This is a genomic window from Rhodothermales bacterium (genome assembly GCA_034439735.1).
Taxonomy (GTDB): domain Bacteria; phylum Bacteroidota; class Rhodothermia; order Rhodothermales; family JAHQVL01; genus JAWKNW01.
In genome coordinates this window covers 1-18,501 of the sequence record JAWXAX010000218.1, presented here as the reverse complement: position 1 = coordinate 18,501, position 18,501 = coordinate 1, and the positions used below count along the sequence as shown (strand labels likewise).

General features: G+C 62.6%; 16 protein-coding genes. 1 reads left to right on the top strand and 15 read right to left on the bottom strand.

Going from position 1 to position 18,501, the window contains the following annotated elements; translation table 11 throughout:
- The 8 genes from SH809_16090 to SH809_16055 form a co-directional block, all read right to left on the bottom strand.
- The coding region (locus SH809_16090; protein ID MDZ4701232.1) for an argininosuccinate lyase at positions 1 to 217 on the bottom strand (217 nt) is incomplete at its 3' end.
- 25 nt (positions 218 to 242) lie between these two features.
- The gene (locus tag SH809_16085) at positions 243 to 665 is read right to left on the bottom strand and encodes a PIN domain-containing protein (GenBank protein ID MDZ4701231.1); all 423 of its coding nucleotides are present in this window, start codon (positions 663 to 665) and stop codon (positions 243 to 245) included.
- 319 nt (positions 666 to 984) lie between these two features.
- Positions 985 to 2,061, bottom strand: coding sequence for a M20/M25/M40 family metallo-hydrolase (locus SH809_16080; protein ID MDZ4701230.1), 1,077 nt, complete (start codon positions 2,059 to 2,061; stop codon positions 985 to 987).
- Positions 2,061 to 2,855 (bottom strand): acetylglutamate kinase, encoded by a 795-nt coding sequence (gene argB / locus SH809_16075; protein MDZ4701229.1) that lies wholly within the window; start codon positions 2,853 to 2,855, stop codon positions 2,061 to 2,063. The genes SH809_16080 and argB overlap by 1 nt, the downstream gene beginning before the upstream one ends.
- Positions 2,856 to 2,961: 106 nt before the next feature.
- Positions 2,962 to 3,975, bottom strand: a complete 1,014-nt coding sequence (locus SH809_16070; GenBank protein ID MDZ4701228.1) for an N-acetylornithine carbamoyltransferase — start codon at positions 3,973 to 3,975, stop codon at positions 2,962 to 2,964.
- A gap of 27 nt (positions 3,976 to 4,002) precedes the next feature.
- Positions 4,003 to 5,169, bottom strand: a complete 1,167-nt coding sequence (locus SH809_16065; GenBank protein ID MDZ4701227.1) for an aspartate aminotransferase family protein — start codon at positions 5,167 to 5,169, stop codon at positions 4,003 to 4,005.
- 5 nt (positions 5,170 to 5,174) lie between these two features.
- Positions 5,175 to 6,224, bottom strand: coding sequence for an N-acetyl-gamma-glutamyl-phosphate reductase (argC, locus tag SH809_16060; GenBank protein ID MDZ4701226.1), 1,050 nt, complete (start codon positions 6,222 to 6,224; stop codon positions 5,175 to 5,177).
- Positions 6,225 to 6,400: 176 nt separating this feature from the next.
- Positions 6,401 to 7,600, bottom strand: coding sequence for an argininosuccinate synthase (locus tag SH809_16055; GenBank protein MDZ4701225.1), 1,200 nt, complete (start codon positions 7,598 to 7,600; stop codon positions 6,401 to 6,403).
- Between the two features lie 335 nt (positions 7,601 to 7,935).
- Here SH809_16055 and SH809_16050 point away from each other — a divergent pair, with 335 nt between their 5' ends.
- Positions 7,936 to 8,670, top strand: a complete 735-nt coding sequence (locus SH809_16050) for a 3'-5' exonuclease (protein MDZ4701224.1) — start codon at positions 7,936 to 7,938, stop codon at positions 8,668 to 8,670.
- Between the two features lie 252 nt (positions 8,671 to 8,922).
- Here the strand turns inward: SH809_16050 and SH809_16045 are convergent, their stop codons facing one another.
- The 7 genes from SH809_16045 to SH809_16015 form a co-directional block, all read right to left on the bottom strand.
- Positions 8,923 to 9,432 carry a hypothetical protein gene (locus tag SH809_16045; protein MDZ4701223.1) on the bottom strand — a complete coding sequence of 170 codons (510 nt, stop codon included), beginning with the start codon at positions 9,430 to 9,432 and terminating at the stop codon, positions 8,923 to 8,925.
- Positions 9,433 to 10,212: 780 nt separating this feature from the next.
- Positions 10,213 to 10,752 (bottom strand): hypothetical protein, encoded by a 540-nt coding sequence (locus SH809_16040; protein ID MDZ4701222.1) that lies wholly within the window; start codon positions 10,750 to 10,752, stop codon positions 10,213 to 10,215.
- Positions 10,753 to 10,947: 195 nt separating this feature from the next.
- Positions 10,948 to 13,032 (bottom strand): M3 family metallopeptidase, encoded by a 2,085-nt coding sequence (locus SH809_16035; protein ID MDZ4701221.1) that lies wholly within the window; start codon positions 13,030 to 13,032, stop codon positions 10,948 to 10,950.
- Positions 13,033 to 13,084: 52 nt separating this feature from the next.
- Complete coding sequence (locus SH809_16030) at positions 13,085 to 14,626, bottom strand: aminotransferase class V-fold PLP-dependent enzyme (GenBank protein MDZ4701220.1); 1,542 nt, start codon at positions 14,624 to 14,626, stop codon at positions 13,085 to 13,087.
- Positions 14,627 to 14,646: 20 nt separating this feature from the next.
- The gene (locus SH809_16025; protein MDZ4701219.1) at positions 14,647 to 15,378 is read right to left on the bottom strand and encodes a copper homeostasis protein CutC; all 732 of its coding nucleotides are present in this window, start codon (positions 15,376 to 15,378) and stop codon (positions 14,647 to 14,649) included.
- Entirely contained in the window at positions 15,375 to 17,444 is a 2,070-nt protein-coding gene (locus SH809_16020; protein ID MDZ4701218.1) for a DUF3857 domain-containing transglutaminase family protein, read from the bottom strand. Before SH809_16020 ends, SH809_16025 begins: the two co-directional genes overlap by 4 nt.
- Positions 17,445 to 17,559: 115 nt before the next feature.
- On the bottom strand, positions 17,560 to 18,285 hold the full coding sequence (locus SH809_16015) for a ThuA domain-containing protein (protein ID MDZ4701217.1): 726 nt from the start codon (positions 18,283 to 18,285) through the stop codon (positions 17,560 to 17,562).
- Between the last annotated feature and the right edge of the window lie 216 nt (positions 18,286 to 18,501).

Sequence of the window (18,501 nt, the reverse complement as noted above, 5' to 3'; positions counted from 1 at the left end):
GCTCGCCGTCGACGGCGAGCCGGCGGATGTCGTCGAGCGCCTGCTCGATGGCCGTCAGCTCATCCCCGGTCAGGATGCCGATCCGGGCCAGCCCTCGCGCATGCCCGCGCGTGCCGTCGACATCATAAGGAAGCAGCTTCGTATCCCAGCGGTAGTCTTCTCCCACGGTAAAGCGGGTAACCCAGGCGGCGACGTCGGTGTCTTTTTTCCAGAGCATACTACAACTTCCAAACAAACTCCGGCTATCCGAGAGTAAAAGGGTTCACTATGCGAACCGACTCATCAATGACCTGGCCGGCCTGCATGTCCTCAGTGATCAGAACCATACATTCAGCTTCGATGGCACTGGCGATGATGACACTATCCCACCAGGAGTAACCATATCGGACCTGTAGCCGGAGAGCCTCGCGTAACGTGGCAATACCTGGGCGGATTATTTCAAATGTATCCGCAAACAGTTCCAGGATGCCCATGAGTTCCGCAGGGGTCAATAGGCTACGTTTCAGGCAAACATTAACAAATTCACCTACGACCTGTGTGGAAATAACGAATGTGCTTGGGTTCGTTGGCGAGGTTAGAATCTGTCGAGCAATATCATGCTTTTTAGATTCGGGGCTATACAAATAGATTAATACATTGGTGTCAACAAAAGATCTATCGCTCATGCGCCTCGTCTCGGTTGAACTTCCAATCTTCGGGCAGCTTTATTTGATATTTTCGTAATGAATCAAGCAACTTCGCCATACGAGATGACGTGGGAGGTTTTTCTACAATGATAGAATTCGTATTTCCGAGCAGTGCTAGCGTTTGGCGGAGCTCCTCTTCGTCATCGACTTCGATAATTACACGCATGATGCACCTTTGCACGGTTGGTGGGGAGAACTGCCAGAGACGCCGGTACGGGGCCGTGGGCAGCTACCTCCTGGAACAGCCAACGGGAAACAATGTTGCCTGCCACCCCAGGGTGAGAGCGGCAGGCCAGGCTCAATCAAAGTAATGTTTCACGATCTGCTTGTAGACGTCAACGGCGGGAAACACCGCGTCGATCTCGATATGTTCATCCGGCGTATGGGACCGCGAACTCGGGCCGGGGCCGATTTTGACGGTGGGCACATCAGGGAGGAAGATCCAGTCGGAGGCGGTAGGGGAGCCGATGGGCTCTCGGTCCGGGAGGGCTTGCCGGCATGCCCGGACAATGCGGGCATCGACGGGAGTGGCGACGGGGATGAGGCGTTTACTGTGGACTTCCACCCGGGAGGCCACCTGCGCCTGGATGTACGCGACGAGTTCGTCGTGCGTGTACGCCGGCGTCGAGCGGATGTCGACATCAAACACGCAGTGGTCCGGCACGACATTACGCGCCGTGCCCCCCTGGATCATGGTGACGGTGACGGTTGGTTTACCCAGGTACGGGTCTTCCCGGTCGAACGCGAGTTGCTGGAGCCGGGCGATGTCCGCGGCAGCTTTGTAAATGGCGTTTTCGCCCAGGTGGGCGCGGGCGGCGTGGGCGGTGCGGCCCTCGGCGTGGATCTTCAGGATCAATAATCCTTTCTGGGAGACGACCGGCGTCATCTCCGTGGGCTCGCCGACGAGGGCGGCGTGGATGGGGGGCAGGTGCGGCCGCAGGTGCTGGAGCCCGTTGTAATCGCCTCCGATTTCCTCGCAGGTCGTCAGCGCCACCATCAGTTTGCCGCCGGGTGGCGTCCATCCGGCTTCGGCCAGTTCGACGAGTGCCATCGTCATGGCGGCTCCGCTGGCCTTGGCGTCGACGGTGCCTCGGCCGTACAATTTGCCGTCGACCAGCGTCGGGATAAAAGGATCGTAGGGATGATCGGATGAAGGAGGGACGACGTCGAGGTGCGAGTTGAGCAGGAGCAGGTCGGGTCCGTCGCCAATCCAGAAATAGACGTTGTCATCGAGCCGGCCGACGTGCAGCCCCTCCGCGCGAGCATACGCTTCGACGAAGTCGGCAATCGGCCCTTCCTGCTTGCTGAGCGACGGGAAGCGGACGAACGCGCTGAGCAGTTCGAGGACGTCGGTGGGGTGGTCGGGCATCGCCATCACAAGATACGGGTACCGCGGGAGCGGGTGGTGAGGTCGGCTGGCGCTAGGACCCACACGTCCGGGATGCCGGCTTTGCGGGCGTCGAAGGCGACGGCCAGTTTGACGAGCATCCCGCGGCTGATCCAGCCGGCGTCGGCGCCGGCCTGGAAGTCGGCCACGGCCATCTCGGAGATCACCGTCGTAGCATCGGAAGCGTCGCGTCGGACGCCGCCCGCGTCGGTGACGAGCGCGAACAGCGAAGCGCCCAGGGCTCGGGCGATGGCGGCGGCGATGGTGTCGGCGTTGACGTTGTAGATCAGGCCGGCGTCGTCCACGCCCAGGGGCGCGACGATGGGGGTGTGGCCGGCGTCGAGGAGGGCGGTCAGGAGGGCGGGCTGGACGTACTGGATGTCTCCCACCCAGCCAAAATCCACCAAGCGCCCGTCGATCGTCCAGGGTGGGCGCCGCGATACGCGGACAGTCCCTCCATCGATCCCACAAAGCCCAACGGCGGAGAGGCCGGCTCGTCCGGCCATAGCCGTTAGCCGGCTGTTGAGTTCGCCCCGGACGGTCCATTGCATGATCTGGAGGTCGAGGTCGGTCGTTACCCGCCGGCCGTTGACGATTTCGGGCTCATGCCCAAGCCGGCGGGCCATCTCCGTCGCCTGCGGCCCACCGCCATGGACGACGACGACCGGCATCTCATCCCGTAGCGCCCGGACGGAGGCCCAGAAGACGGCCATGGCGGCCGCGTCCTCGATGAGAGAACCGCCGATTTTTAGCACTGCGGTTGTTTGTGAGAAAGAAGCCATAGGGTAAAAGGAAAAAGCTAAAAGGCAAAAGAGAATGTGACGTCGCTCGCTCAGGTAAAATGCCAATTAGTGGTACGTTTTGCCTTTTACCTTTACCCCTTTCCCTTTAGAGCAGCCTCCACACATACTCCAGGATTGCTTTCTGCGCGTGGAGGCGGAATTCGGCTTGCTGGAGGTGGATGGCGGCGGGGCTGTCGAGGACGGCGTCGTCGACAACGATGTTGCGGCGGACGGGGAGGCAGTGCATGAAACGGCCGCTGTTGGTTCGGTCCATGATCTTCTGCGTCACGCGCCAGTCGCGGTTTTCGGTGCGGAGGGCGGCTTCCTGCTCGGCGCCGGCGTAGACGGCGGGGCCGCTCCAGGCCTTGGCGTAGATGATGTCCGCTCCCTCGCAGCCGGCGGCCTGGTCGTGTACGATATCGAACGAGGCGCCGTGTTGCCGGGCGTAGCCGGCGGCGAGGTCGGTGATCTTTTTATCCAACACATACGCCGGCGGACAGGCCAGCGTCACGTCCATCCCGAGGCGCGATGCCGTCAAGAGGGCCGAGTTCGGAACGGCCATGGGCAGTGCCTTCGGGTGATAACACCAGGTGAGGACAAACTTCTTGCGGCGGACGTCGCCGTTGAAGTGGGTCATCAGCGTGGCGGCATCACCGAGGGCCTGGCAGGGGTGGTAAAACGCGGACTCCAGGTTGATGACGGGCACGGTCGATGCCTGGATGAAGGTGTGAAGCAGGGTTTCATCCCGGTCCTTCTGCTCATCCGTCAGGGAGGCGAAGACACGGACGCCAAGCGCGTCGTAATACCGCGAGAGGACCCCGACGGCCTCGTCGATGTGCTCCGCCTCGGCGCCATCCATCACCTTGCCCTTTTCCCACGAAAAGCCCCACGTCCCCTGGCCGACATTCAGCGTCGAAGCATGGGCGCCGAGTTGGACGGCGGCAAGCTCCATCGACGTGCGGGTGCGCAGGGAGGGGTTAAAGAAGAGAAGCCCGATGCTGCGTTTCGCGGCAACGGTCGACCAGCGGTCGGTGGCGCGATGATGATGCAGAGCGCGCTCGATGAGGCGAAGCCAGGTGGCGTCGTCGATCAGGTGCCAGTCGATGAGGTGATGAAGCATGGGGGATGACGTTGCATGAAAGCGGGATTAAGTACCAATCGCCGAGCGGAAGGCGGCGATGAATTCCTCGATGGCGGAGTCCGGCGTGTTTAGGGCCGGCATGAGGCGCATTACGTTAGGATCGTCCGAGCCGCCGACGAGGACACCGAGCTGGCGGAGGCGTGTGCAGACGGGTCCGACCGGGCGGTCCATCTCCAGCCCGATCAGGCAGCCGCGGCCTCGGACGCGTGTCACAAGCGGCGTCAGGGCGGACGAGATGGCCTTGAAGATCGCCGGCGCGCGCGGCATCAGGCGGTCGTTTTCGAGGGTGTCGAGCGTGGCGAGCATGGCGGCCATGGCGACCATCCCGCCGCCGAACGTCGTGCCGTGGTCGCCGTAGTGGACGGTGCCGGCGATGGCGTCGGACGAGAGCACGGCCCCGATGGGGATACCCGAGCCGAGGCTTTTCGCGAGGGTGATGAGGTCTGGCCGCATCCCGTAGTGATCGCTGATCGAAAACGTGCCGGTGCGGCCGACGCCGGTCTGGACCTCATCGAACACAAGGGTAACCCGGTAGCGGTCGCACAACGCCCGGATGTCCCGGTAATAGGCATCCGGGGCGTCGACGATGCCGGCCATGCTCTGGATGGGTTCCAGGATAAAGACCCCGATGTCGTTGTGGGCCTGGAGCACGGCCTCCAGCGCCGCGGCATCCCCGAACGGGATGAAGTGGGTAGCGGAGAGGACCGACTGGTACGGCTCGCGGTAGTGCGGATTCCAGGTGGCCGCGAGGCTGCCCATCGTCCGCCCGTGAAAGCCCCCGATGGTGGCGACGACGCCCGGTTTTCCGGTCCACGTGCGCCCCAGTTTAAGCGCCGTTTCGTTGGCCTCGGTGCCCGAGTTGCAGAAAAACGCGTGGCCCATGCCGGCCGGCGCCATCTCGGCCAGCCGCTGCGCGGCGCGGGCGCGGATGGAGCTGTAGACGACGTTCGAGTAGAACATCAGCTGGCCGGCCTGCTCCTGAATGGCGGCGACGACGGCCGGCGGGCAGTGCCCGAGGAGGGTGACGCAGTGTCCCCCGTAGAAATCCAGGTACCGGTTGCCGTCGGCATCCCACACATAGACTCCTTCGCCGCGTTCTAGCGAGATGGGGAATTTTTTGTAGGTGGGAATCTGGAACGCGTCTTCGGTTTCGACGATCGAGGTTTCGAGCATGGGCGTCAGTAGATCGTTTGGGCTATGGGATTTGTCTGGGGGGATTCGTGGGGGATCAGGCCGGCGGTTTCGGGCAGGCCAAGCACGAGGTTGAGGTTCTGGATGGCCTGGCTGGAGGCCCCTTTGAGCAGGTTGTCGATGGCGAAGCCCAGGACGAGGGCGTTGCCGCGGACCACCCACCCGATGTCACAAAACGGCGTGTTGACGGCGTAGCGCAGTTCAGGCAGTTCGTCGGGCCAGAGGCGGACGAGTGGCCGGCCGGCGTAGGCCTCCTCGAACAGTCTGGTTATAGCCGCCGCGCTGGCCAGTTCCTCCGGCAGCGTCAGCTGGATCGTCCCCCAGATGCCGCGCACCCAGGGTCCGGAGACGGGCGTGAGTAGGAGCCGGCAGCCGGCGCCGAGGGTTTGCTGGATTTCCGGGGTGTGCTGGTGCGCGAGGACCTTGTAGGCGCGGACGTTACCGTCGCGCGTCGGGAAATGGGTGGTCGCGCTGGGCTTCGCGCCCGAGCCCGAGGCCCCGGTTATGGCCGTAATCGCCGCGTCGAACGCACCGAGCCGGCGGGCGATCGGCCACAGCGCCAGCTCGATGCCAGTCGCGAAGCAGCCCGGATTGGCGATGAACCGCGTGCCCGGCGCATAGGGGCCGTAGACCTCCGCGAGCCCGTACTGGAAGCGCGGGATGAGTTCGGGGTGCGGATGCTTGAGGCCGTACCACGTGTCGTAGTCCGCCGGGTTTTTCAGGCGGAAGTCCGAGCTAAGGTCGACGATCGCACCCTGGTATCCGTTCGCCAGCAGGCCGGCGGTGAGGACCGCGCTCTGCCCGTGTTCGGCGGCGATGAACACCGCGTCGATCCCGTCCATCGCCGCGTCGCCTGACTCCGCAAAGCGCAACTCCGTCTGCCCCCGCAGGTGTGGATGCGTCTTCCACACAGGCTCGCCGGCCTGCGAGCGGCTCGTGACCAGCGCCAGTTCGTAGTTCGGATGGTTCAGCAGCAGCCGGATGAGTTCACCTCCGGTGTAGCCGGCGCCGTGGAGTAAAGCAACGCGTGTGGGCATGGGTGAGGTATTGAGGTCGTGCACTAGCCCATGTCATCTCGACCGTAATAACCGCGAATGCGGGTATGAAGTGGAGAGACCTCCTGAAGAACGGCATAGTCCTGAGTCAGGAGGTCTCTCCGCTACGGCCCGATAAATCAGGCCTTCGGTCGAGATGACAACGAGGCATTCGTGGTTTATTGGTTTTTTTTACGAGCATTATGCGCCAGCATGGCCTGGATGCCGTAGATCTGGGTGAAGCCGCTGGCGTCGCGGGCGTTCCAGAGCGTGTTTGTCTCGCCATAGCTGGCCACCTTCAGGTCGAACATCGAGAACGGGCTCGTGCATCCGAGGACGCTGGCGTGGCCTTTCAGGAGGCGGACGGTTGCCGAGCCGTTGACCACCTTCTGGGATGAGTCGATAAACGCCTCGATGTCGCGCATGACGGGGTCGAAGTACTGGCCTTCGTGGAGCAACATCCCGTAGAAGTCGCTCAGGTGGTCTTTCTGGAACCGTTGCCAGCGGGTGAGGACGATCTTTTCGAGCTCCTGGTGGGCGCGGATGAGGATGACGGCCGCCGGCGCCTCGAAGCCCACGCGTCCCTTGATGCCAAGGATCGTATCGCCGACATGGATGTCGCGGCCGACGCCGTGGTCTCCGCCGAGTTCATTGAGGCGTTCGATGAGGCGAACGGGGTCCATGGTCGCGCCGTCCAGCGAGATGGGCTGGCCGCCGTCGAAGCCGATCTTGATGTCGAGCGGTTTGTCGGGGCAGCGCGCCGGCGGAACGGTGTCCGGGTAGGCCTCGTCCGGCAGCGGCTCGGCGGTGCCGAGGGTTTCCTTGCCCCCGATGGTCGTGCCCCAGAGGCCGCGGTTGATCGAATACGTCGTGGTGGATGCTTTGACCGGGAAGCCGCGTTTGGTGAGGTACTCGGTCGTCTGCGCGCGGCTGTAGCCGAGCGTGCGGATGGGGGTGATGACCTCGATATCGCTGGCGAGGAGGCGGAGGGCGACGTCGAAGCGGACCTGGTCGTTGCCGGCGCCCGTGGAGCCATGGGCCACAGCCCGAGCGTTGAGCTGCCGGGCCATCGCGACCACCTTCTGTGCCTGGGTAACACGCTCTGGCCCCACACACAGCGGATAGACATTGCCGCGGAGGACGTTGCCCTTGATCAGGTAGCTGAGGTGGTTCTTGAAGAGCTCGTCGCGGCCGTCGACGGTGTAGTGCGCGGCCGCCCCGAGGGTGCGGGAGCGGTCGATCAAGTCCTGCTCATCTTCGGCGGAGAGGCCGCCGGTGTTCACTGTGACCGTATAGACCGGCTCATCGTAGGTTTCCTTGAGGTACGGGACGCAGAACGACGTATCCAGACCGCCGCTGAAAGCGAGAACTATGGCCATGGGGCGTTAGATGGAGTCAGAGGGGGTTATAAAAAAAAACGCTGATTCTCGGGACAGAACCAGCGCAGCAAACAGGATAAACCTCTCGGTAGGAATCAGGCTTGCACCTGCCTGTATGCTGACGCGGGCACGTACACGATCTGCGTGGGCAGACGTCGGATCGCGCGCCGGCGGGTGCTATCGGGCATCCTAGAGGAGAGTGTTTTTGTCATGGCGCAAGTATACGGGCCCTCCTAAAAAGAGTCAATGCACAACGGAATCTTCGCGGCTCGGGTTGGCGCTGGGGAGGCAATTGAGCTACCTTGGGTGTTTCCAAACAACCGACTTCATTCCGTATGCGCCTCGAACGCCCGCTCCTGTTTTTTGACCTTGAAACGACAGGGCTCGACCCTGAAAAGGACCGGATCGTAGAGATCGCCTGTATCAAGGTCCATCCAGACAAGCGCCAGGAGCGGTTCGAGTCGTTCCTGAACCCCGAGCGCCCGATCCCGGCCGAGGTGACGGAACTGACGGGCATCACCAACGAGATGGTGGCCGGCGCGCCCCTGTTCCGGGAGATCGCGGATACCCTGGGTGGGCTCCTGCGCGACGCCGACCTCGCCGGCTACAACGCCATCGGTTTCGATGTGCCGATGTTGACGGCCGAGTACAAACGCGCGGGTATGACGATGCCGGCGTTGCCCGACCGGGCGGTGCTGGATCCGCTCACGATCCTCAAAAAGTACGAGGTCCGCACCCTCGGCTGGGCCCACACCTTTTATCTGGGGACGGAAATGCCCCGCGCCCACCGCTCGATGGACGATACCGAGGCGGCGATGAACATCTTCCGCGAGCAGATCAAACGGTATAACCTGGATGGCAGCGCGCTGGAATTGCAGGTCGAGCTACGCAAACCCTATCTGGACGACGGCCAGCGGTTCAAACTGGAAGGAGAGACGGTGACGATTGCCTTCGGGAAGTACCGCGGCAAGGCGCTGGCGTTTGTGCGAAAAACGGACCCGGATTACGTGAAATGGATGCGGGATACGATGGGTCCGGAGGTGGCGGCGGTGTTGGATCAGTATAGGTGATAAACACAACGCGGTGTCCGTCAATTACCATACTTATCGTACGCATTGCCCAAACATAGGGGCACGGACGGTCTGGAGGTCGTGGCTCCGTAGAGACGCCCCGGTGGGGCGTCTCTAGCGACGATGCAGAAAATCACTTGTTTTGCTTTGCCTGTTCGTTCAGAGACGCCCCAACGGGGCATCTCTACATGGGCATGCATGACTGTACTTGTTAAAGGATGACCACGAGTAAGACACACTCCGTACGATCAGTTACATTGTCTGCTCCTTCGCCCTCACGCGGACTTCCTCGTACCTCACCTGTGTTAACTCACCGACGATTGGCCGAATTGCATCCCACACTGGCAGATACCCTGCTTTTGTGAGAGTGTCGCCTTTTATGTCAAACTCGAATTCTATTGTACTGCCAATCACCTCGGAAAAGGTATGAAACTGGACGCTTTCTTTGTAGGAGTTGCCCTCAATGGTATAGGTACCTCTTCCTGCAAATAACAACTTACTTCCGTCCGAAGTTGAAGAAACAAATGCCCAGTGTGAGTTGGAAGCGAGATACAGGCCTTTTTGATTCGCTATGGTTTCGACATTCACAATCGTATCTGGGAGTACAATTCGCGATGAGACAAATTCCCAGGCGCCGACCAATGGATTTGACGCTGCAATACTCTCTGTGGCGGCCTGAGGAGGTTGCTGCGTCTCGTTACAGCCCATGGTAGTGCCGAATAAGAGGCATCCAGTACACGCGGAGATGAGGAAGCGCTTCATACGATTGACTGAGGTTTGATTGGAGCCGTGACGCATGAAGCTATGTAAAATGGTTAATGAGAGTCAATAAGGTAAGGACTTAAAACTTATGCGAATCAGGAGTTAAGCCGGCACATTCTGGCGTTGGCTGTCCACGCGCTGCCCCTCTCCCTCGTCATCCCCCGGTCGGGCCGGGGGCAGGCAACCGACTCGATCGTCTGGGCGTCAAGGAAACAGCGGAAAGTACTGAAGCGGCGCATTTTTTAGCAAAGTCATGCCCTTGATCGTCTTCCCCCGATCCATGTCGGGGGCAGGCTCTGGACCCCGTTCCAGGATCCAGTCGAATTGCTATACGACTGGATCCCCGATCGGGGTCGGGGATGACGGAGCTAAAGGAGAAAGGTGGCCGTTTACAGTCGCAGAGCCTGTCAACAGGGCGATAAACGGCATACGTCTACAATGCATCGACTCTCAATTCTTTCCAGTACCTGACTGACGTTGCGCGTTAGGCGTCCGGTCTGAAAAAAGCGCTAATATGCCTAAAACAGAGGCGATGCCCTTAGTTCGACTTTGTCCATTTTCGAGAAGCACGCTTCGCGGAGCGACGCCATCTCATGGTCGGCCTGTGATGTTCGCCAGACGTAGAAGATTCAATTATCCATGTCGTACACAACATCGGACATTGAGAAATTCCAGTCTAACCTCAATAGCCTACGTCGGGATGGCGTTTCCCAATTTCGGTACGGACAAAGGCGAGCTTAGATACACAACGAAAAAACGTTCATCGCGTAACGTCACTGCTTAATTCCTCACCCTCAACCGCTCCGCCCCGACGATCTCGGCGCCTTCGCGGCGGATGCGGATGATGTAGTCGTTCCGCATGACGTTGGAGAGGACGTTGATCCAGTCCGGCTGGAGGTAAGGGATCATCTCATTGTCGATAATGCAGAGGTCGGCGTTTTCGCACATGGCGGCGAAGGCGCTGGCGTGGCCTTCGAACAGTAGCACGGCGTGGCCGATCTGGGCGAACCCTTCGAGGGTGCCCAGGAACGGGATGCAGCGGTAGGGATCACTCTTGAGCGCCGCGAAATCCGTCATCCCGATCCCGACGATCAGCCACTGCTCGGTGGCCGGCGCGATAGACTCGAGGTGGGTCTGGAACGGTCGTGGCAGCGTCTCACGCGGAGCGAGGTTCGTCGAGGTCTTGATGCGCCGCTCGGGCGTGACGAGCACGAGCCGGCGATTGACGGGGTCAAACGCGAAATCGCGCGCCTGCTGTACGATGCCGTCGACCAGGGGCTTGACGGCCGGCATACGCGGCGAATAGTCGATGGTTGGCACGGCGGCGCTCGGGAGATGAGACGGGGTTGCGGTCGACGAAACGGCCAGCAAAATACATGCGGCTTTGTCCCGCGCCGGCGCGCCTTTTCTTCCCGAGTCGCTGTCGCTTTTGGCGCAATACGGCGTTGATGCGTTGAACGTTTTTACGCTCTAACGACAAACGAGGAAACGTTCAACGCGATAACGCTCAAACGATTAAACGAGCCCAGCGTGCCGCAGCAATGCCTTTGTCGATGGCTCCCGGCCCCGGAACGAGCGGTAGACGTCCATCGGGTGCCGGCTGCCGCCGAGGGCGAGCACGGTGTCGCGGTACCGGCGGCCGAGCTTGCGGATGGCGGGTTCGTCGGACAGGCCGGCTTCCTCGAACGCGGCGAAGGCGTCGGCGCTCAGCACTTCCGCCCACTTGTAGCTGTAATACCCGGCCGCGTAGCCGCCGGCGAAGATGTGCGAAAAACTACACAGGAAGCGATCCTCTTCCAGCGGAGGCAATACGGCCAGGTCTTTCGCAATGGTTTTATAGACCTCGAAGGCGCTTTTCCCTTCGCCCGGGTGGTACCGGTGGTGCAGGGTCATGTCCGTAAAGCCAAACAGCAGCTGGCGGAGCATGACGGTGCCGGCGCGGAACGTCCTGGCCGCGCACAGCTTATCGAACAGGGCGTCCGGCAGCGGCTCGCCGGTCTGGTAATGGGCGGTCATGCCCATCAGGGTCGGCTTGTGGTAACACCAGTTTTCCATGAACTGGCTGGCGAGCTCAACGGCGTCCCACTCGACGCCGTTGATGCCGGCGACATCGACATAATCCACCGTCGTCAGCATCCCCTGCAGCCCGTGCCCGAATTCGTGGAAGAGGGTCTCGACTTCCCTGAAGCTCATCAGCGACGGGGTCTCGCCCACGGGCGGGGTACCGTTACAGCAGAGGTGGACGACCGGGGTGCGGAGCGCGCCGTCGATCCAGCGGCGATCCAGGCCATTATCCATCCAGGCCCCGCCGCGTTTGTTTTCGGGGCGTGAGTACGGGTCCAGGTAAAACGAGGCGATGATGGCGCCGGCCTCGTTTTTTACGTGGTAAAACCGCACGTCCGGATGCCAGGCTGTCGGCTGTTCTTCTATCTCCTCCACTCGAATCCCAAACAGGCGTTCGCAGAGGCTGAACAGGCCGGCGAGCACGCGCTCGAGCGGGAAATAAGGCCGCAGTTCCTCATCCGTGAACTGAAACCGCTGCTCTTGCAGGCGCTCGCTCCAGTACCCGGCGTCCCAGTGCGCGAACGGTTCGGTCTGCCCGTTCGCTCGGGCCAGCTCCCGCAGCTCTTCCAGGTCATTCTTCGCGTGGCGGAGCGAGGCGCTCTTGAGCTCCTCGATCATCGTAAACACGGCGTCGACGGAAGGGGCCATTTTGGCGTCGAGGCTGAGTTCGGCGTAGGAGCCAAAACCAAGCAGCCGGGCTTTTTCCTGGCGCAGGCTCAGGAGGCGTTCGATAATCCCGCTGTTGTCAAGCGGTCCCTCGGACGCGCGGGTCATGTAGGCGAGGTAGACGGTTTTTCGCTGTTCGCGTCGCCGGCTGTGCTGCATGAACGGCCCGAAGCTGGGGAAATCGAGCGTGATCCGCCAGGGGCCGGCCTCGGTGTCGGGACGGGCGCCGGCTTCGGCGTGTTTGCCGGCGTACGAGGCAGCGGCAAGCTGTTTCAGGCTCGGAGGCCACCCCTCGGTGTCGGCAGGGTCGGTGAGAATCAACTCAAACGCCTTGGTGGCGTCGAGCACATGGTTTGAGAAGTCGGTCGTGAGCTTCGACAGCTCGCGTTCGATCTCGCTAAACCGTTCCTTCGCGGCGCCCGTGAGCGCGACGCCGGCGTGGCGCGCGGAGCGCAGCCTGAGGTCGACCACCCGGCGCTGGCCGTCGTCCAGCTTCTTCCATTCGAGACCGGCCTTCAGGGTGGCGAGGCCCTCGAAGATGGGCACGCTCTGGCGCATACGCAGGGAGAGAGAGACAACGTCCGGCTGGACGGTTTCGTGTGCCTCGCGTAGCTCGGGCGAGTTGAGGACGTTCAGGAGATGGTTCACCGGCCCCCAGGCGTATTCAAACGGCAGTTCGAGACGTTCGAGGGGGAGGATGAGGCCTTTCCAGGTCGGTTCGAGTGTTCGTTCGAGGAGGTCGAGGTCGCGCTCGAGATGCGCGATGAGTTCGGTGATCGCCGGCACGATGTGCTCCGGGCGGATAGCATGGAAAGCCGGCAGTCCTTCAAAACGGAGCAGCGGGTTGGAATCGGCGGCGGTCTGGGCCATGGAATCGGAATAAGCAGATACGTTGGAGAGGTGCGCGCTGTCCCTTATAGCCTCAAAGCGGCCGGTGTTCCGGGCGTAGTATAGCATCGACTTCACGTCCGATGCGGACGACGAGGTCGGGCAGGGCGTCGACATCCGCCTCGCTTGTGCGGAAGTTGACGATGCAGGCGCGGAGGGCGTAACGATCGTTCACGATGGCGTTCGAAACAAACGCCTCGCCGCCGTTCTGGAGGCGTTCGAGGAGGGTTTCGTTCATGCGATTCAGGTAGGCGGCGACATCTTTCTCCTCCCGCCGGCCGCGAAGGTCGGACGGCACGTACCGGAACGTGGCGATGCTGAGGGCCTGGGTGAGGGCCTCGATTTCAGGATGAGCAGATACCCGGGCGAACATCCGCTCGCTGAGGCGGATGTCGTCGGCCATCATCTGGAGGTAGCCGGCGCGGCCGGCCATGCGGAGGGCCATCCACACCTTCAGAGCGCGGAAGCCGCGCGAGTTCTGCGGGCCGAGGTCGTAGTAGTTGTGCGCGGCCGTCCCGAAATGGTAATAGGGGGGATTGTAGGAGAAGGCGTCGCGGAGCACCTTTTCGTCGCGCACGAGCGTGCAGCCGGCTTCGAGCGGGGCATAGAGCCACTTGTGCGGGTCGAGGGCGACGGAGTCCGCCTGCCCGAGTGCGGCGAGCGCCGCCGGCGCGCCCGGCACGCGCGCCGCGAGGCCTCCGTAGGCGCCATCCACATGAAACCAGATGCCTGTTTCCTGGCAGAAGGCCGCGATTTCATCAAGGGGGTCGACGGAGCCGACGCTCACGGAGCCGGCGGTGCCGACGATGGCGAGGGGTCGCTCGCCGGCTTTCCGGTCGCGGTCGACGGCGGCGCGGAGGGCGGCGACGTCCATCCGGTGGTCGGCGTCGGTCGGGATCCAACGGATACAATCCGTGCCCAGGCCGGCGAGGTCGGTCGCCTTTTCGATCCAGGTGTGGGTGCCTGTCGTGGCGTACACCCTCAGGCGGGGTGCATCAGCTACAAATCCCCGCTTACGGATGTCCCACCCGGCTTTGGCGGCACGGGCGGCGAAGAGGCCCACCGTATTCGCCATGTTGCCGCCGCTCACCAGGATGCCTCCGCAGCCGGCCGGGTAGCCGGTCAGCTCCGCGATCCACCGGATGGTCTGCGCCTCGATTTCGGACGCCACGGGCGAGAGCCTCCACGCGCCGACGTTGGCGTTGACGGCAGAGGCCAGGAAATCGGCCAGGATCCCGATGGGCGCTGGCCCCGCGGTGATGTAACCCCAGAACCGCGGGTGCCCGTTAAATAGCGACTGCTCGAACAGCTGGCTGGCAACACGTTCCAGGATAGATCCCGCATCCTGCCCCGTTTCGGGTAGCGAGGCGCCAGCGTCGAGCGTGGCGCGGACGGTTTCTGGCGAGACGGCCCGAGTTACGGGGCGCTCTGGCAGGCCCTCCAGGAACGCGGCGATCTCATCTACCAGTTGGTGGCCGGCGTCGCGAAACGCTGCGGCGTCCATGGTGAGTGGTGAGGCGCGTGTGGTGTCGGGTATCGGGGAGATAGATGGTGCGTTCGGGGTAGTGGCGGACATGGCGGGGAGTAGCGTGTGGTTCAAGACAGCGCTTTACGGACGGCGCGGATTTCGTCGACGGAGGCGCCGGGGGATGCCGGTGCGCGGAAGGCGGAGAGGCCGGTGGCGTCCGATGCCCCGGGCGAGCCCGTGTAAGCGCCCGGGCCGCGAAAGGTGCCGTGGACCTGCTTACAGCCGGCGCCATCGACCAGCCGGCGTACGTTGCTCGCCTTGATGCCGGCTCCGGCCAGGATCTCGATGCGGTCGACGGCCTGGGCGTTTAACCGGGAGAGCTGCGGGATGCCGGCGATCGCTGTCTCCGCGCCGCCGGACGTCAGCACGCGCCAGATGCCGAGGTCGATCACTTCTTCCAGCGCAAAATGCAGCGACGGGACCAGGTCGAACGCGCGATGAAAAACCGATTCTTTCCCATTCATTACAGCCGTTATGGCATAAGTGCGGTGTCGATCGATGTTGCCGAACTCGTCCAGAAACCCGAACGCCAGCCCGGCCACGCCGGCTGTGAGTAAGGCCTCGGCGTCGCGGCGGATGACGCGGAATTCGTCATCCGAATAGACAAAATCGCCGGCACGGGGGCGCAACATCGCGATGACGGGCAGCGTGGTGACGGCCAGGACCTCGGCGACGAGGCCAGGCGACGGCGTCAGGCCGCCGAGTTCGAGCGCGGCGTTGAGCTCAAGGCGGTCGGCGCCGGCTTCGGTGGCGGCCAGGGCGCTTTCAACGGAATCGATACAGACTTCCAGGGTGATCATAAGCCGGAGGGAGGGGCGCTGTTGGGCGCGGGCGTTTTTTTTCGGCGCATGAAAAATAAAACGAGGCCGAGTAGCGCCGCGAGGCCGACGAGTGAAATCGGCCACGGGAAATCCGTTTCGAGTATCGATGCCTCGCGGTACAGTTCGTACCCCAGTTGGTTTTCCACGCGTTCGACGTTGTCGATATAGGCGGGGATGGCCTCGACCGAGATAAAGTCAGTGTTGGTCCGGTAGCTGTTCGCGATGGTCACGATCTGATGGCCGGAGCTGACGACACCCTGGTAGCTAAACGCCGGGTCTTCCACCGAAGTGACGGTCGACTCCACGGGCCAGGGTTCGGGCAGGTGGATACGGGTCGTCTGGTTCAGGTGGACAGGATGAGCGATGCCGATCGGCATGGTGCGGATCCGGGTGGATGGTTTTTCGAGCAGGGCGCTGAATTCCAACGGGTAGAAATAGGCGGACGAGCGCCGGCCCTCCCTCGTCCACAACGAATCGATCCGATAATACTCCTTCACCCGCAGCACATTCGTGGCCTCGTCGTCTTCGATCTCCAGGACGCCGGCGGACGAGATATGCGGATACATCTCCGCATAATAATTGAGGTAGTTCTTCTCCAGCTCCTGCCGGCTCGAGCCGGCGAAGACACCGCGCATGTAATCGGCGTTTTCGCTCCGGTAGGTCGAGGTGATCGTGTACGCGGCGGGGGCATCGAGGCCGTTGCGGAGGTCGATCTCTTCCTCGATCTCGCTGAGGGGAAGTCCCACCACAGGCGGGTACATCCAGGTGAGAGCGTTGGCCCCGGGCTCGAGGACGAGCGCCTGATCGTAATCCGGTTGGTGGATCGCGTCGGCCGTGCCGCGCTGGAGCGAGCTGGTGGGATCGAACCAGTAGACCGTATCGTCGAGGGTGGCACGGACGATGGCGTGGTCGAACAGGCCGGCAGCCGGCAACCAACGGTCCATTTCCCGTGCGTCGATGGTGTTGACCAGTACGGGGTGCGCCTCTATGCCGAGTTCGCGGAGCATAGCGACGAGGAGGAGCGACTTGTCCTTGCAGTCGCCAAAGCGTTTCTGGAGGACCTCGGCCGGCGAGCGGGGTTCGTGCGAGTTCACGCCGATCTCGATCCCCATGTACCGGATTTCATCCTGCGTGAACCGCAACGCCGCGGCCAGGCGCTCCTTCGGCGTGGCATGGCCGGCGCGAATACGATCCACCTCCTGCTTCAATTGATCCGACGGGTGATCCACCCGGTCGAACAACAAACGCCCCCATGCCGCTACGGCCTGCCAGCTTTCCCACTCGCTGACCTGGACCCATGGAAAGGGATTGTACCAGTACGGCAGCTGGTCATCGGGTACGAGCGCAGGCACATCCGTGAAGCGCCACCGATACTCGCGGGCACCGTCCAGGAGGCTGATCTCGGGCTCTACCTCGACGCCGTAACTGCGGATATTCAGAGTCCGATCGGCCGGCCAGATCAGGCGATACGTGAGCTCTTTGACGGGGATGTCGAGGCGGGCGTTGAAACCGCTGGCGTAGGTGCCCTCGAAGATCGGGTTGTCGCCGGCGAGCGTGAAGGCGTATTCGATGAGGTCGTTGGTCTGGATATCTTCCAGGATGATCGACGCCGTGAGCGTGCCGTCGTAGATCTGGTATTCGAGCTCGGTTTCGCGCTGGAGGATGCGCACGTCGGCCGGGTCGAGCCGGTCGAGGATCACGCCGTTTCGGTGGATGCGGACGAAGTGGAGCGTGAGGGCCTGGTACGTGGGGTCGAAGTCGATGGCCAGCTGCGAGCCGTTCTGGATGCCCTGCGTATTGACGACGGCATAGGCGGTGCGGCTGAAGAAGTCCACCGATCGCCCCTCGACGCGGTGCTGTTCGTCGATGCGAAGGTAATAAAGTCCATCGCTGATCTCGTCGGTCGGCACGGGGTCGGGGGCGGGCAATGGAGCCATTTCGACCCACGCCGGCGCCGCGCTGATGCGAAAGGGGGCGTCCTGGGCGTTCGCGTACGCGGCCAGAAGAAAGGGAATTAAAAGGAAGATGAAACGGGTGCGCGGCATTGAATAAGGGTGAAACGGCAAATGACGGTCGTATATGACGCCAGGAGCGGCGTCAATATACGATACGGTCGACTCGCTTCACCTACCCGCGGGAAAGCAGCCCGGGGCAGCCCGCTCATTCTACATTCCCGGCGGCCCAACGGACGCTATTGACCAGGATCTGCCGGAAGGCGGGGAGTTCGTGTGCGGCGGCGTCGTGGCCGAGGGTGAGGCCGGCGATGCGGGCGGACGGGTGGCGGACGGTCCACACCACCGGGAAGTCGGTGCCGGAGTCGGCTTCGTGGCCGGTGGCGAGCACGTCGATGCCGGGGCCGGCGGGGTCGATGGCGAAGCGGTAGAGCTCGTCATCCAGTGTAAACGAAGGCTCGACGCCGAGGGTGATGGCATGGGTGGAATCCAGGAGGGTGACCGTAAAGGGTCCATAGGGACCGTGGCTCTCGGAACCGCCGCCGACGAGGTCGCGGTTGTAGGCCGGCCAGTCTTTCCAGTTGTACCACACGGCCGGGTGGTACAGCACGAGGCCTTTGCCGGCGGTGGCGAACGCTTCGATCGCGGCGCGGAGCGATGCGTCTTCGATGGGCTGGTTGTTGGCGAGGATGAGGACGTCGAGGGTGTCGAGCGCCGCGCCGATGTCGGCCGGTCGATCGGTGTAGATGACATCGACGCCGGCCTTGCGCAACACGGCCGTATCCTCCTGGTCGAACCAGCGGTTGAAGTCGTGTGACGAGCCTCCACCCACCAGCAAGGCGTGAATGGCGGCGGCGGGTTCAGGGGCCGGCGTTTCGGTCGGGCGGTCGCAACCAACCAGGACAACAAGGGCGACGAGCAGTATGCGGTTCACTGGCGTGGGAATCGGGTGGATGGGGTGATAGGATGGCGCAAGATACGCGCCGGGGTGAGAATTGTGGTAGGCGGGATGAGGCGCGCGTAACGTTCGACGTTGCCGGTGCAACCACCGTAGGTCATGCTCGCCTCAGCAATCGAGTGTACAAGTGCCGGAGCCATCCCGTGGGCGCGCCCAACGCATACAGGGCATAGTCATCCCCGCGAAGGCGGG